The sequence below is a fragment of the Rodentibacter sp. genome (genome assembly GCF_057314195.1).
On record NZ_DBHLAM010000031.1, the window covers coordinates 12,581 to 28,363 of the forward strand.

At 43.4% G+C, this 15,783-nt stretch carries 12 protein-coding genes, 1 tRNA gene and 1 riboswitch (1 of these 14 running past the window's edge); of the genes, 5 read left to right on the plus strand and 8 right to left on the minus strand.

Annotation, left to right across the window (positions count from 1 at the left end; genetic code table 11):
- Positions 1-48, minus strand: a tRNA-Gly gene (locus tag ACO59Y_RS04685) (it extends 186 nt beyond the left edge of the window).
- Between the two features lie 251 nt (positions 49-299).
- Here ACO59Y_RS04685 and ACO59Y_RS04690 point away from each other — a divergent pair.
- The 3 genes from ACO59Y_RS04690 to trxA all read left to right on the plus strand — a co-directional run bounded on the left by ACO59Y_RS04690 (position 300) and on the right by trxA (position 2,863).
- Positions 300-1,412, plus strand: a complete 1,113-nt coding sequence (locus tag ACO59Y_RS04690; RefSeq protein ID WP_486131082.1) for a methionine biosynthesis PLP-dependent protein — start codon at positions 300-302, stop codon at positions 1,410-1,412.
- Positions 1,413-1,425: 13 nt separating this feature from the next.
- Entirely contained in the window at positions 1,426-2,421 is a 996-nt protein-coding gene (locus ACO59Y_RS04695) for a 2-hydroxyacid dehydrogenase (RefSeq protein ID WP_486131084.1), read from the plus strand.
- Positions 2,422-2,539: 118 nt separating this feature from the next.
- Positions 2,540-2,863, plus strand: a complete 324-nt coding sequence (gene trxA / locus ACO59Y_RS04700; RefSeq protein ID WP_373602908.1) for a thioredoxin TrxA — start codon at positions 2,540-2,542, stop codon at positions 2,861-2,863.
- 202 nt (positions 2,864-3,065) lie between these two features.
- Here trxA and bioB read toward each other — a convergent pair whose 3' ends face one another.
- The 6 genes from bioB to ompA all read right to left on the minus strand — a co-directional run bounded on the left by bioB (position 3,066) and on the right by ompA (position 9,240).
- On the minus strand, positions 3,066-4,079 hold the full coding sequence (gene bioB, locus ACO59Y_RS04705) for a biotin synthase BioB (protein ID WP_486131086.1): 1,014 nt from the start codon (positions 4,077-4,079) through the stop codon (positions 3,066-3,068).
- An 8-nt stretch (positions 4,080-4,087) separates the two neighbouring features.
- Complete coding sequence (gene thiQ, locus ACO59Y_RS04710) at positions 4,088-4,717, minus strand: thiamine ABC transporter ATP-binding protein (RefSeq protein WP_486131088.1); 630 nt, start codon at positions 4,715-4,717, stop codon at positions 4,088-4,090.
- A complete protein-coding gene (gene thiP / locus ACO59Y_RS04715) occupies positions 4,710-6,314 on the minus strand; it encodes a thiamine/thiamine pyrophosphate ABC transporter permease ThiP (RefSeq protein ID WP_486131124.1) in 1,605 nt (534 codons plus the stop codon). The genes thiQ and thiP overlap by 8 nt, the downstream gene beginning before the upstream one ends.
- Before the next feature lie 6 nt (positions 6,315-6,320).
- Positions 6,321-7,319, minus strand: coding sequence for a thiamine ABC transporter substrate binding subunit (thiB, locus tag ACO59Y_RS04720; protein WP_486131090.1), 999 nt, complete (start codon positions 7,317-7,319; stop codon positions 6,321-6,323).
- 30 nt (positions 7,320-7,349) lie between these two features.
- Positions 7,350-7,448: riboswitch (TPP riboswitch) on the minus strand.
- A gap of 114 nt (positions 7,449-7,562) precedes the next feature.
- Positions 7,563-7,889 carry a Grx4 family monothiol glutaredoxin gene (grxD, locus tag ACO59Y_RS04725; protein WP_373602912.1) on the minus strand — a complete coding sequence of 109 codons (327 nt, stop codon included), beginning with the start codon at positions 7,887-7,889 and terminating at the stop codon, positions 7,563-7,565.
- Positions 7,890-8,142: 253 nt separating this feature from the next.
- On the minus strand, positions 8,143-9,240 hold the full coding sequence (ompA, locus tag ACO59Y_RS04730) for a porin OmpA (protein ID WP_486131092.1): 1,098 nt from the start codon (positions 9,238-9,240) through the stop codon (positions 8,143-8,145).
- 385 nt (positions 9,241-9,625) lie between these two features.
- Here ompA and ydiJ point away from each other — a divergent pair, with 385 nt between their 5' ends.
- Together ydiJ and ACO59Y_RS04740 are read left to right on the plus strand one after the other, a co-directional pair.
- Entirely contained in the window at positions 9,626-12,721 is a 3,096-nt protein-coding gene (ydiJ, locus tag ACO59Y_RS04735) for a D-2-hydroxyglutarate dehydrogenase YdiJ (RefSeq protein ID WP_486131094.1), read from the plus strand.
- A 138-nt stretch (positions 12,722-12,859) separates the two neighbouring features.
- Positions 12,860-14,023: an MFS transporter gene (locus ACO59Y_RS04740; protein ID WP_486131096.1), complete on the plus strand. Its 1,164-nt coding sequence runs from the start codon at positions 12,860-12,862 to the stop codon at positions 14,021-14,023.
- Positions 14,024-14,064: 41 nt separating this feature from the next.
- Here ACO59Y_RS04740 and pgi read toward each other — a convergent pair whose 3' ends face one another.
- Positions 14,065-15,714, minus strand: a complete 1,650-nt coding sequence (gene pgi, locus ACO59Y_RS04745) for a glucose-6-phosphate isomerase (protein WP_486131098.1) — start codon at positions 15,712-15,714, stop codon at positions 14,065-14,067.
- Positions 15,715-15,783: the final 69 nt, after the last annotated feature.

Below are 15,783 nucleotides of genomic sequence, written 5' to 3' on the forward strand. Positions count from 1 at the left end.
TCGCGACCCCGACCTTGGCAAGGTCGTGCTCTACCAACTGAGCTATTCCCGCATGTACCTTTTTGGTGGTGCGCATTTTACGGAAATTTGAAAATCTGTCAATCGCCGATTTGAAAATTATTTTTAAGCGTTTAAAAAAACTGCATTTTGTTTAAATTATTAACAGCAAATAACGAAGTGGCTAATTTTCCCGCTATTTTTTAATTTCTTCTTTTATCACTTTGGCCTTTGTGCCAAAATGCCAGCTGTATTTTTTCCACAAAAGCATGCTTACTTTTCAGTTATTTTCAGAGGGCATTATGACAACACCACGATACGCTATCGATACTCTACTCGCACAGGCCGGTAACCGCAGTGACCAGCATACCGGCGCGGTTTCAACCCCAATTTATCTTTCCACTGCCTACGGCCACCGCGGCATCGGCGAAAGCACCGGTTTTGACTACACACGCACCAAAAACCCGACGCGCAGCGTATTGGAAGACACAATCGCGCAATTAGAAAACGGCGATCGCGGTTTCGCCTTTTCTTCCGGTATGGCCGCGATCCAAGTTTTAATGACATTATTCAGCGCACCGGACGAATGGATCGTTTCCAGTGATGTATATGGTGGCACTTATCGTTTACTTGATTTCTCTTATAAAAATAATAACAGCGTAAAACCGGTTTATGTGAACACCGCATCGACGGCTGAAATTGAAGCGGCAATCACGCAAAATACCAAAGCGATTTTCATCGAAACCCCCTCTAACCCATTAATGGAAGAATGCGACGTAGCAGAAATCGCCAAACTCGCGAAAAAACACCACCTGTTGTTAATCGTCGATAATACGTTCCTTACGCCCGTACTTTCCCGTCCATTAGATTTAGGTGCAGATATCGTAATCCATAGCGGCACTAAATATATCGCCGGCCATAACGATGCGTTGGTCGGTTTAATTGTGGCTAAGGGACAAGAACTGTGCGAACGCATTGCCTATATTCAAAACGGTGCGGGTGCGGTGCTCTCTCCATTTGATTCTTGGCTTACCATACGCGGAATGAAAACCCTTTCGTTACGTATGCAACGCCATCAAGATAATGCTCGGGAAATTGCCGAATTTTTAAAAACGCAACCGCAAGTGGATTCCGTACTTTACCCAAATAAAGGTGGAATGCTTTCTTTCCGTTTGAAAAATGAAAATTGGGTGAATACCTTTCTAAAATCCATCAAACTGATTACTTTCGCGGAAAGTCTCGGCGGAACCGAAAGTTTCATTACATATCCAGCGACTCAAACCCACATGGATATTCCGGAAAACGAGCGCATAGCACGCGGTATTACCAATACTTTGCTACGTTTTTCGGTGGGTATCGAAAACGCGGAAGACATTAAAGCGGACTTACTACAGGCTTTTACTCACTTGAAATAGTCTCGGAGGCGATATGAAAATTGCGGTTTACAGCACAAAAAGTTACGACCGTAAATATTTTGAATTAATCAACGCAAAATACGGTTTCGAGCTTGAATTTTTCGATTTTATGTTGAACGAAAGTACCGCGCGTTTGGCGGAACATTGCGAAGTAGTGTGCATTTTCGTGAATGACGATGGCAGCCGAAAAGTATTGGAAAAACTGGCTGCTCTCGGCGTAAAAATTATCGCCTTACGCTGCGCCGGTTTTAACAACGTCGATTTAAAAGCGGCGCAGGATCTCGGTATTCAAGTGGTACGTGTCCCCGCTTATTCGCCGGAAGCGGTAGCAGAACATACAGTCGGTTTAATGATGACGTTAAACCGCCGTATTCACCGCGCCTATCAACGTACCCGCGAAGCCAATTTCTCTCTTGAAGGGCTAATCGGTTTCAATATGCACGGCCGCACCGTGGGGGTAATTGGAACAGGCAAAATTGGCATTACGGTAATGCGAATTTTGAAGGGATTTGGCATGCATATTTTGGCTTATGATCCATTCAAAAATCCGCAAGCGGAAGAGCTTGGCGCCAATTATGTAGAATTGGACGAGCTTTATGCCAAATCGCACGTGATCACGTTGCACTGTCCCGCCACACCAGAAAACTATCATTTGTTGAACCGTGAAGCTTTCGCCAAAATGCGCGACGGCGTAATGATCATTAACACCAGCCGTGGATCATTAATTGATACACCGGCTGCTATCGATGCCTTAAAACAACGCAAAATCGGCGCACTCGGCATGGACGTTTATGAAAACGAACGGGATTTATTCTTCGAAGACAAATCAAACGAAGTGATTCAAGATGACGTATTCCGTCGTTTGTCTTCATGCCATAACGTGTTATTAACCGGTCACCAAGCCTTTTTAACGGAGGAAGCCCTGACCAGCATCGCCGATGTTACACTTTCCAACATTTATAAACTCAAATCCGGCAAACCTTGCGAAAATGTCGTTTTAGCCTCTTAGTTTTAAGCGATTAAATTAATAACTGTACTTTAAAAAAGCGCGTGCTATTCTGAGCACGCTTACAATTCAGCAAATTGCCCAAATAGGGTGCAATATTTACTAACAAAGGAAATAAAAAATGAGCCAAGTACTACATACCACAGACGCAACCTTTGAAGCGGACGTATTAAAATCCGATCTTCCGGTATTAGTTGATTTCTGGGCGCCATGGTGCGGCCCTTGCAAAATGATTGCGCCGGTCTTAGACGAGCTTGCTCCAGCATTTGACGGCAAAGCGAAAATCGTGAAAATTAACGTGGATGAAAACCAAGGCGTGGCCGCACAGTACGGCGTGCGTAGCATTCCGACGTTACTTTTAGTGAAAAACGGCCAAGTAGTGGGAACACAAGTAGGCGCGTTACCAAAAGGTCAATTAGCCGCTTTCATTAATCAACATCTTTAATGTTATCCTAAAAAAACCTCTTATCTTAATAAGAGGTTTTTTCTTTCTCGGATCGTCTGATTTCTTCCACCGAAAGGACTTTCAATGCGGTGCTAATAAGCGACCTCGCTGCCGCCAAGGAAAATAAATCAAAACGGTGAATATCAAAGCTTCAATGCGGTGCTATTCGACGACCTCATTAAAGCATTTATTTTCGTCTTTTCTAACGTTTAATCGTTTTTCGATTTTCTTCCGTTTCCGGTTCAAGATCGAGTTTTGCCATTAACAGCTGATCACCATCTTCTTCCGGATTGCCTGTGACGAGTAGTTTGTCACCATAGAAAATAGAATTCGCCCCTGCCATAAAGCACATTGCCTGCATTTCTTCACTCATACCTTGGCGACCGGCAGACAAGCGTACATAACTTTTCGGCATGGTGATACGTGCCACAGCGATAGTGCGTACGAATTCCGTCCAATCTAATTCCGCCGCGTCAGCCAACGGCGTACCTTCAATTTTGACTAATTGGTTAATCGGCACGGATTCCGGTTGCGGATCCAAATTAGCGAGACTAGCAATCAGCCCGGCACGTTCTTTGCGGGTTTCATTCATGCCCACAATTCCACCGCAACAGACTTTCAAGCCCGCTTTGCGCACTTTACCGAGCGTGCTGATGCGGTCGTCGAAACGGCGTGTGCCGATGACTTCGTCGTAATGTTCCGGTGCAGTGTCGATGTTATGGTTGTAATAATCCAAACCGGCATCTTTTAATTCTTCCGCCATGCCGTCTTGCAATAAACCAAAAGTGCCACAAGTTTCCATACCAAGATCTTTCACCGCTTTAATGATTTCCGTCACTTTGGCGATGTCTTTTGGCTTCGGTCCGCGCCACGCTGCCCCCATGCAAAAGCGCCCCGCGCCACGCTCTTTAGCGATTTTTGCTTTGGCGACAATTTCCTCCACATCCAATAATTGCTGATTTTGTACGCCTGTTTGATAACGCGCCGACTGTGGGCAATAGCCGCAATCCTCCGGACAACCGCCGGTTTTAATCGACATCAGCGTAGAAAGTTGAATCGCTTGCGGATTAAAATATTCGCGGTGAACTTGCGCCGCGCGATAGATAAGCTCCAAAAATGGCGTTTCAAACAATGCTTCAATTTTGCAAACCGACCAATATTCGATGGAAGGATGTGGCGTAATGCTGTTTAGCTGTAAAGGTTGTGCGATAGTCATAATTATTCCTATAAATTTTGTCCTTGATGAATCCGAATAATGCGATCAATATGCCCTTCAAGTTCCTGCGGCTGATGAGTAACAAGCAGTAAGGTTAACATTTTTTCAACACATAACTGGTCGATCAACTGCAACATTTCGGCACGTAATTGCGGATGGAGCGCGGAAAAAGGTTCGTCAAGCAATAAAATGGGCTTATCGCGCAACAAACAACGCGCCAATGCAACCCGTTGTTTTTGCCCGCCGGAAAGAACGCCCGGTTTTTGGGCTAAAAAATCTTGTAAATTGACTGCTTCCGCTGCCTGTTCTATCTGACTTTTTTCCTGTGCGTTCAATGATAAATTCGGTTTTAACCCCAACGCGATATTTTGCATCACGGTTAAATGCGTAAACAAATTATTTTCTTGAAATAACATCGAAACCGGCCGTTCATAAGGCGCACTACGAGTGTGATTTTCACTGTTGAGCCAAATTTCGCCTGCATCAGCATAGGTAAAACCGGCGATAAGATTTAATAAGGTGCTTTTTCCGGCTCCGCTTTCGCCGATAACGGCAACTTTTTCTTGAGCATATACGTGCAAATCAAAGCACATTGGCATTTTTTGATAAGCGAAACGCAGCTGTTTTAACTTAATCATAACGTCCTTTATAGCGTTCGATAAACATAAATAACCCGACACATAAACTTAATAAAATCAATGCGGTAATTGCGGCTTCTTGACTGCGATATTGGCCGATTTGTTGATAAAGCAAATGAGGCAGGGAAGTAAAATCCGGACTACCGAACAATGCGATCGCGGTAAAATCGCCCAACGAAAGCGTGCTCGCTAGTGCCAGAGCATAATTTAGCGGCGCTTTTAATAACGGATATTCAATTAATTTAAAGCGTTGCCAGCCTTTTAAATTAAGCGACAAACATAATTTTTCATAATATTGCATCGCTTGTGTCATCGGCGCATTCAAAATTCGGATCACAAAGGGCATTGCGGTTAAGGCGTTACAAATCACCACAACCAAAAATAAATGAATATTGGTGAAATCGATTCCCTGTAAAAGCAAAAATAATCCTACAGCTAAAATGAGAGTCGGAACAGCTAAAATCGTCATTCCGCCACTTTGAATTAAGCTAGCAAGAATGGGGAAATGCAGCCATTGCAACTGACGAGATAACAGCAACAGGGCAAAAGAAAACAACACAGCCAGTGCGCCCGAACTCGGTGCTATGGCAAGAGAATAACCCAAAGCTTTCCATAGTTGCGGATCTTGCAAAAAACTCGACCAATGTGGCGCACTCAATCCTTCAATTACAATATGCAGTAGTGGCGTGAAAATAAAACAACAGCCGATGAACACAATAATGACATTCAAATTTAGCACCGCATTGGAAGAGTTAAAGTGCCGGGTGTAATGCTGTGAGGGCATTGTTTCCGGCGGTTCAGCGAAAAATTGCGACAAACCGAACAATACAACGCAGAAGGCAAATTGAATCAGTGCGAAAGCTGCCGCTTTCGGAAAATCAAATTCAAAGAGAATCGCTTGATAAATCGCCACTTCCAATGTGCTGTTTTGCGGCCCACCACCAAGAGAAAGTACAATGGTAAAGCTGGTGAAACACAGCATAAAAATCAATGTAAAAGCCGGAATAAGCTGATTTTTCAAATATGGCCATTCAATTAAACGGAAAAATTGCCAACCGCGGATATTTAACTGTGCCGCCAATTGGTGTTGTTCGAAAGGAATGGCTTGCAACGCTTGTTCAGTCATTCTGGCAGCAAGAGGAATATTAAAGAAAAGATGAGCGAGTAAAATTCCGCTCAAACCATAAATCGATGGTTTCCAGTCAATTCCACAAAATTGAACAAACCGGCTTAACCAACCGGAGGAACCATAAATGCCGAGCAAACCGAAAATGGTTAATAATGCCGGCAAAACAAAAGTTAGCGAAAGAAGTTGCCGGATCAGCGCTTTTGCGGGAAAAGAGTGGTAAAAAAATGCGCGACCGAATAGCACACCAATTGATACGGAAAGCAGTGCAGACAAAAAAGCCTGTAGGAAACTGAACGCAATAATTTGATGCAAATAATCGTCTTGTTTGAAAGCCGTCCATGAATAACTGCCGCCTACGGAAAACACCGCCGACAAAGACGAAACATAAAGAAAGAGAATGAAAAAAATAACCGCACTTCCACCAAGATAATGGCGCGGACGGAAATGCGGATGAGAAAGCAACAGCATCATCAATTAGTTGGCAAGGGCTTTTTGCCACTCATTAATCCAAGTTTTGAGCTGTTCGCCGCTTACTTTTGAAGTATCTAACACCGGCGTATTTAGAGTTTGACGTTTCAACGCATCGATATGACTTTCAATCGGCGTATCAATCACCGGCAACATTACGTTATTTTTCGCGATATCTGCTTGGGCTTGTGGCGAAAGCAAATAGTCAAGAAAATAATCAGCGCAAACATTATTACGATTAGCAACTTTCGCCGCCACTTCGATTTGTAATACACCACCTTCGGTAAAATCCGTTGCCGCATAATTTTCTTTTTGTTCGGCCAAAAGATGATAAAGCGGCGAAGTATTGGTGCTCAATACCAAATCAGCCTCGCCTTTCAAAAAGGCGCCGTAGGCTTCTGTCCAACCTTTTGTGACGGTGACCGTATGTTCGGATAAGTTTTTCCAGATATTTTGCGCTTCCGCTTGCGGGTAAAGCGCATTCACCCAAAGCAATAAACCGCGCCCAATACTGCTGGTGCGTGGATCTTGATAAAGTACTTTTAAATCTTTGCGTTCCACTAGTTCTTTTAAGCTTTTTGGTGGATTAGCAAGTTTATTTTTATCGTAAATAAACGCGTATTCAGCGAAATCAAAAGGTAGGAAAATACGGTCTTCCCATTTTAACGGCAGGACCAACTTGGACAAATCCGCTTCATTGGGTTCAAATATCGCCAATTTTTTCGCTTCATCGATTTGATGGTGATCTAAACCCAACACTAAATCAGCTTTAATTTTTTTGCCTTCTAGACGCACACGGTTAAAAAGCGTGCCGTTGTTATCGAACGCGACGTAAGTTAGCTGACATTGAGGGAATTGTTGCTCAAACCCGGCTTTGACTTTTGGACCAGCACTCCAATCGGCACTGAAAGAATCATAAGTATAAACGGTGAGCGGTTTAGGAACGGCTTGCACAAATACGCTTGTAGCCAAAAGTATGAAGAGTATCGGAAACGTTTTTTTCATTGTACTGTCCTTACAAAATGCGAAACAGCTTAATGAAAAGAATTAGTTTCCTACGCCAGCATTATCTGTTTCAGGTTCACGGGTATTTCTCAGCCAATCGTAACGGTATTGGCACCCCGACTAATGGGCCGAAAGTTTATAAAAACTGACTCAAATATACAAGCACTTTTGTGTGAAACCGTTCGTCTGCTCACGAATTTTGGGTAAAACAAAACCCGCTTTGAGCGGGTTTTATTTGATAAATTAAGCTTGGTGTTTTGCTGCCGTTTCGCTTAATAAAGTTTGTAATTCGCCAGCTTGATACATTTCTAAAATAATATCGCAACCACCAATTAATTCCCCATCAACCCATAATTGGGGAAAAGTTGGCCAATTTGCGTAGGCGGGCAATTCCGCACGAATGTCAGGATGCTGAAGAATATCCACATAACCAAAAGGTACTTTGCAGTTCATTAGAGCTTCGACCGCACGCGCAGAAAACCCGCAAGAAGGCAATTTCGGCGATCCTTTCATATAAATTAAAATCGGATTTTCGCTAATTTGTTTTTTAATTTTATCTAAAGTTTCCATAATGTTTCCCATGAATAAAACATGGTGCGCATTGTAGCACAAGTAATAAACAGAGCAAGATAAAGCCAGAGTAATAATGTCAGATTTATATTTTCCGTCACGGTATAGAAATGTAAATAAACTTCCAATGCGGTGCTGATTTAGAGCGCTAAAGCTTCCTTTTTAAATATACCGTAAAAGACAAAAAAAAAGACCTAAACCAAAGTTTAGGTCTTTCTCCATTTAATCCGCTAAAGGAAACTAAATTAAACTATTATTTAGTACCATTAACTGCGATTTCAACACGACGATCCGGTGCTAAACAAGCGATAAGCGCTTTACGACCTTTAACCGCGTCACAAGTTGCACCAGTAACTGGGTTCGCTTTACCGTAACCAGTTGCAGAGATATTTTGCGCAGCCACACCTTTAGATACTAAGTAGTTAGCTACGGTATCTGCACGACGTTGTGAAAGTTTTAAGTTAGATGCATCAGAACCGATACGGTCAGTGTAACCAGCCACAGCAACTTTAGAGTTGTTGATTTGTGCGATTTCACCGTAAATACCATCTAAAGTAGTTTTAGCTTCTGGTTTTAAGTTTGCTTTACCGAAAGCAAAAGTTACGTCAGAGTTTAAGTTGAAAGTTTTACTTACAACTTCAGGTGCAACAACTGGCGCAGCACCTTGACCGAAACGGTAAGATAAACCAGCGTTGATAGAACCGATCCATGGGTTATAATCTACAGAGCTATCAGCAGTGTCTTGAGTGCGTAATTTACCTACACGAGTTAACCATTGATATTCAACACGCAATGCTAACTCTGGTAATGAAGGCAATGCGTATTCGAAACCAGCCGCGAATAAACCGGAAGTACGTAAACTATGACGACCTTCGGCATGATCACGATTACCGTTGTCATAAAATTTGTAGTCAGAGCGAACTAATGCAACACCGGCTTTACCGTAAAAATCCAAACCATCTAAGCTAGAAACTAAACCACCAAGGTTGTAGCTACCTTTTAAGCTTAAGTGAGCACCATGGTTAGTATGTTTAAATGAAGTTAAATTATTACGAGTATATTTAACACGACCAAAGTCATCGTAACCTAATTCAGTCGCTAAACCGAAGTTATCACGATTTAAAATTTGGTAACCGCCGAATACACCGTAAGTGAATGAGTTACGGTGATAACCTGTACCAAAATCTAGGCTATTTGCGTTATAATCATCGGTATTTGATTTGATACCATCGTGGAAAGAAGCTTGACCAGCTTTAAAACCCGCATAGAAAGTATTTTCTTGCGGAGCTGCTTGAGCTACAGAAGCTGCGGCTAAACCGGCAACTACTAATGCGATTGCAGTTTTTTTCATTTTGATGTCCTCTATTTAGTTAGTCATCGATTGGTAAGTAAGAAAAGTTTCCTCGTTTATTGTGAACTTTTTCATAAAGTTACGCACTAAACGTTTGCTTAACTAGGGTTTTGAATTTGCCCTATTCATCCTTTTGACAAATTCAATTCCTTTGTATCGCCAAAGGAACGTTCAAAAGTACCGTCATTATGCTACAAAAATCCCAAAGGTCAAAGTTTTTTTGCCTCCTCTGGCTATTTTATAATCAAATAATACATAATATAAACGATTATTCAGTATTTTTTCACACATTTACTTTGATTCTTTTTTCTTAAAATCGACATTGTCCGTCGCTTCATATATCATTTTTTCTCATTATTTCTACTAAATTCTTGTGAGTAATATCATGCTACCCCGTCTTTCCAACGTTCCGCAATCGGACGCAACCGTTCAACATTATCTCAATGAACTTAAAAAACAGCATTTTGAAGGCGATATCGCCACGAGTTATGCCGATCGCTTAAGTCTTGCTACCGATAACAGCGTGTATCAACAACTACCGCAAGCGATTTTGTTCCCCAAAAATGTGGCGGATGTAGTGCGCTTAAGTAAGCTGGCGAATCGTCCGGAATTTCAATCGCTCACCTTTACCCCGCGTGGCGGCGGCACCGGCACCAACGGACAATCGATTAATAACAACATTATTGTCGATTTGTCACGTCATATGACAACGATTTTAGAACTCAACAAAGAAGAACGTTGGGTACGTGTACAAGCCGGCGTAGTGAAAGACCAACTCAACCAATTTTTAAAGCCACACGGTCTATTCTTTGCACCGGAACTTTCCACCAGTAACCGGGCCACCTTAGGCGGAATGATTAATACCGATGCGTCCGGCCAAGGCTCATTACAATATGGCAAAACCTCCAATCATGTATTGGGCCTACGCTCGGTGTTAATGAACGGTGATATTTTGGATACCTGTGCACTTGATTCCTCTGACGTTTTAGAAAACATTGACGCGCTTGACTTAAATCAAAGCAGCAAAAAACTTCATCAAGAAATCGCGCAACGTTGCCAAAAAAAACGCGCCGCCATTATTAATGATTTACCGCAACTCAACCGCTTTCTCACCGGTTACGATCTCAAAAATGTCTTCAACGAAGACGAAAGCGAATTTAATCTCACACGCATTCTTACCGGCTCCGAAGGCTCCCTTGCTTTTATTTGCGAAGCCAAGCTCAATCTTTTGCCGATTCCGCAATATCGTACGCTAATTAACATTAAATACAGTTCCTTCGATGCGGCGTTACGCAACGCGCCATTTATGGTGAAAGCCAATGCGTTGTCTGTCGAAACGATTGACTCAAAGGTGCTTAACCTCGCCAAACAAGACATTATTTGGCACTCTGTCAACGAACTTTTAACCGAAGATGAAAGCAATCCGATTTTAGGCCTTAACATTGTGGAATACGCCGGCAACAATAAAGAAAAAATCGAACGCCAAGTGAACACACTTTGCCGTGCGCTGGATGAAAAAATCACACAACGGCAAGATTTGATTATCGGCTATCAAGTTTGTTCCGATTTGCCGTCTATCGAACGTATTTACGCCATGCGCAAAAAAGCCGTGGGCTTACTCGGCAACGCCAAAGGTGCGGCCAAACCGATTCCATTCGTGGAAGACACTTGCGTACCACCGCAGCATCTGGCCGATTACATCAGCGAATTTCGCGCCCTACTAGATAGCCACAATTTACAATATGGAATGTTCGGCCACGTCGATGCAGGCGTGTTGCACGTGCGCCCGGCACTGGATTTATGTGATAAAGAACAAGTCAAACTATTCAAACATATTTCCGATAAGGTAGCCGAACTCACCGCTAAATACGGCGGTTTGCTGTGGGGCGAACACGGCAAAGGCATGCGTTCACATTATGGCGAAAAATTCTTCACGCCGGAATTGTGGCATGAACTGCGCTACATCAAAACCTTGTTTGATCCGAACAATCGCCTTAATCCGGGCAAAATCTGTACGCCATTAAATTCTCAAGAGGCGCTTTATTCAATTCTTTCGCCGATGCGCGCCGATAACGATCGCCAAATTCCGATTCAAATACGCGACGAATTTAAAGGTGCGATGAATTGTAACGGCAACGGTTTGTGCTTTAACCTCGATCAGCACAGCATTATGTGTCCCTCCATGAAAGTGAGTAAAAACCGCGTCTTTTCACCCAAAGGACGAGCAGCAATGATTCGCGAATGGTTACGTTTGCTGGCAAATGAAAATGTGTCACCGGAACGGTTAGCGTTCCAAAAAACGGAAATCACACTTAGCACATTGGTCGAACGAATTCGCAACAGCGTACAAAAATGGCGTGGCGAATACGATTTTTCTCACGAAGTCAAAGCCGCAATGGACACCTGTCTCGCCTGCAAAGCCTGCGCCAGCCAATGTCCGATTAAAATCGACGTGCCGAGTTTTCGCGCCAAATTCTTCCATTTTTATCACAGCCGCTATTTGCGTCCGGCAAAAGATCACATCGTGGCAAATTTAGAAATCGCGGCACCTTATATGGCGAAACAGGCAAAATTTTTCAATTATTTTACCAAGCTGAAAGCGACCCAAACCGTTGTGGAAAAAATCCTCGGGATGACGGATTTGCCTTTACTTTCGCAACCAAATTTACAACAACAACTGGTGGAAATCGGCTATCAAGACCAATCTCTTGAGGAATTAGAAGGTCTCAATGCGGTGCTCAAACAAGACATGATTTTCATCGTGCAAGATCCTTACACCTCTTACTACGACGCTAAAGTGGTACGTGATTTCATCGCGCTTACCCAAAAACTCGGTTTCAAACCTATCGTGCTACCGTTTAAACCGAACGGCAAAGCGATGCACATCAAAGGTTTCTTAACACGTTTCAGCAAAACCGCCGCAACCCAAGCGGAATTTCTCAACCGCGTGGCGAAATTGGGTTTACCGCTCGTCGGCGTGGATCCTGCCATCGTGTTGTCTTATCGTGATGAATATAAAGAAGCGCTACAAGAAAAACGTGGCAATTTTCACGTGTTAACTGCGCACGAATGGCTTACCCAACAATTGCAAGATACGGCCCTGCTTGAGCGCTTAAAAAATGCGCTAAAAACCGACCGTGCTTTTGAATGGTATTTATTCCCGCATTGCACGGAATCCGCATGTATGCCAAACAGCCCGAAAGAATGGCAACAAATTTTCACCCGATTCGGGCAACAATTAACGGTAGAAAAAGTCGGCTGCTGCGGTATGGCGGGCGTATTCGGTCATGAAGTGCAAAACCAAACCATGAGCCGTGATATTTACGATCTTTCCTGGAGCAAAAAATTGCACGGAAAAGACCCGCGCTTTTGCCTCGCGACCGGCTATTCTTGCCGCAGTCAAGTAAAACGTTATGAACAAGTAACGTTAAAACATCCGGTGCAAGCATTGTTAGAAGTTTTATCTTCAGCCGAACGGTAACGCTGAACGGCTCAAATAGCACCGCATTGGAGCCCCGTCGCACAAGCCTCCAATGCGGTGCTATTTTGCCCTCTCGTGTAAGCTTCCCATTGGGCGAGCCCAATGTAAATAAAACCAAATAATCTAATTACCGTTATTATGATAAAAAACAAAACACCTCAAAATCTCATCGCTTTCAATTTCCTTTTGATCGCCTTTCTCACCGGCATCGCCTCCGCTTTCCAAACGCCGACATTGAGTTTATTTCTGTCGCAAGAAATTAACGCTTCACCATTTTTCGTCGGATTGTTTTACTCTGCCAATGCGATCATCGGCATTATCTTAAGTCAGATTTTGGCGAAATATTCCGATCGTCATGATGATCGCCGTAAAATCATGATTTATTGTTGCCTTATCGCTGTTGCCGGCTGCCTGCTATTCGCTTATAACCGCAATTATTACGTCTTGATTTTGCTCGGCACCACCTTGCTCGGTTTGGGTTCGGCGTCGAATCCACAATCTTTCGCCCTCGCGCGCGAATATGCGGAAAGCAACGGTAAAGAAGCAGTAATGTTCACCACCATTATGCGCACCCAAATATCGTTGGCCTGGATTGTGGGGCCGCCGCTATCGTTTTTTATCGCCTTAAACTGGGGGTTCGATTATATGTATCTGGTGGCCGGCTCGGCATTTTTGTTATGTGCCGGGGTGAGTCGTTTATTGCCGAAAGTCTCGCCTCAACGCGCGGCGCAAAAATTGCAAGTCTTGGCCAATACAGCGCCGCGCCAAAGCGTGATTTATTTGTTCATCGCCAATTTGTTATTGTGGACGTGCAACAGTATGTATTTGATTAATATGCCGTTATTTGTGATTAATGAATTGCATCTAGACAAAGAATTGGCCGGCACATTGATGGGAACAGCAGCGGGACTTGAAATCCCGGTGATGATTATTGCGGGTTATTTAACCCAATATTTCGGCAAAAAATCACTCATGTTGTTGGCGATATTCGCCGGCTTCATCTTTTATATAGGCATGCTCTTCGCCACACAAACTTGGCAATTGCTGATTTTACAAGGCTTCAATGCGGTGCTCATCGGCATTGTCGCCACTATCGGTATGCTGTATTTCCAAGATTTAATGCCGAATCAGATGGGTAGCGCCACCACGCTATTTAGCAACGCCGCCAAGGCAAGTTGGATTATCGGCGGCCCGATTGCCGGTGCAATTGCGGAAATCTGGCATTATCATTCAGTGTTTTATCTGGCGGTAGTGCTGATTTTAGTCAGCATCGGCTGTTTAAATCAGGTGAAATCGGTATAAAAAAATACGGTCGTATTGACCGTATTTTTTTGTTTAGCCCTTTAACGCCAGGCTTTGAATTGATTAATCAAGCCATTGGTTGAGCTGTCGTGGCTTTCCACTTTTTCGTCGTTCACCAATTCAGGCAGAATTCGGTTGGCAAGTTGTTTACCTAGTTCCACGCCCCATTGATCGAAGCTATAAATGTTGAACAACACGCCTTGTACGAAAATTTTATGTTCGTACATGGCAATCAATGCGCCCAAACTGAATGGAGTAATTTTTTGCAACAAAATGGAATTGGTCGGTTTATTACCGGTGAATACTTTAAATGGCACAATCTCTTCCACTTCCGTCAGCGTTTTGCCCGCTTTCAAAAATTCTGCTTCCACTTGTTCTTTGCTTTTGCCGAACGCCAACGCTTCCGTTTGCGCGAAGAAGTTGGACAGCAATTTGTTGTGATGATCGGACAACGGATTATGGCTTTGTGCCGGCGCGATAAAATCACAAGGAATCAATGTGGTGCCTTGATGGATCAATTGATAGAACGCGTGCTGACCGTTCGTGCCCGGCTCACCCCAAATAATCGGGCCGGTTTGGTAGTTGTCGATCACTTTGCCGTCGCGTCCTACATATTTTCCGTTAGATTCCATATTGCCTTGTTGGAAATAGGCGGCAAAACGGTGTAAATATTGGTCGTACGGTAAAATCGCTTCCGTTTGTGCGCCCAAGAAGTTGGTGTTCCACAAGCCCACTAAAGCCAGCGTGGTCGGAATATTTTGTTCCAATGGCGCATGGCGGAAATGTTTGTCCATTTCGTGCGCACCGCTTAATAAGGCTTCAAAGTTTTCAAAACCGATAGAAAGGGCAATAGATAAACCGATAGCCGACCATAAAGAATAACGACCGCCGACCCAATCCCAGAAACCGAACATATTGTTGGTATCGATACCGAATTTTTCCACTTCTTTCGCGTTGGTTGAAAGCGCTGCAAAGTGTTTTGCCACGTGTTTTTCATCTTTTGCCGTTGCTAAGAACCAATCACGTGCGGAATTAGCGTTAGTCATGGTTTCTTGCGTAGTAAATGTTTTGGAGGCAACCAACACAAGGGTGGTTTCCGGATTAACTTTCTTCAAAGTTTCCGCAATGTGAGTGCCGTCCACGTTAGACACAAAGTGCATGGTTAAATGATTTTTATACGGGCGCAACGCTTCGGTTACCATGTAAGGCCCAAGATCAGAACCGCCGATACCGATATTGATCACATCGGTAATGGCTTTGCCGGTATAACCTTTCCATTCACCGGAAATCACACGCTCACAAAAAGATTTCATTTTTGCCAATACAGCATTGACTTCCGGCATCACATCTTTGCCATCCACGAAAACCGGCGTATTGGCACGATTACGAAGTGCAGTATGTAATACAGCACGATTTTCCGTGCGGTTAATTTTTTCCCCATTGAACATGGCTTCTTTGGCTTGCGCCAAGCCACATTCTTCGGTGAGCTGACGCAACAAGCCGAGGGTTTCTTGGGTCAGATTATTTTTGGAAAAATCCACCAAAATTTGGTTATCAAAGGTTAAAGAATAATTCTTGAAACGATCTTTTTCTTGTCGGAATAAATCTTGAATACTGACATTGGCCAATTCAGTTTGATGAATTTCAAGCGCTTTCCACGCATTCGTGCTGGTTGGGTTGATATTTTTCATAATGTTTCCTTCCGTTAGATAAAATAAATGTTGTGGCTCTATGCGCATTTAAGCATTCAATGCGGTGCT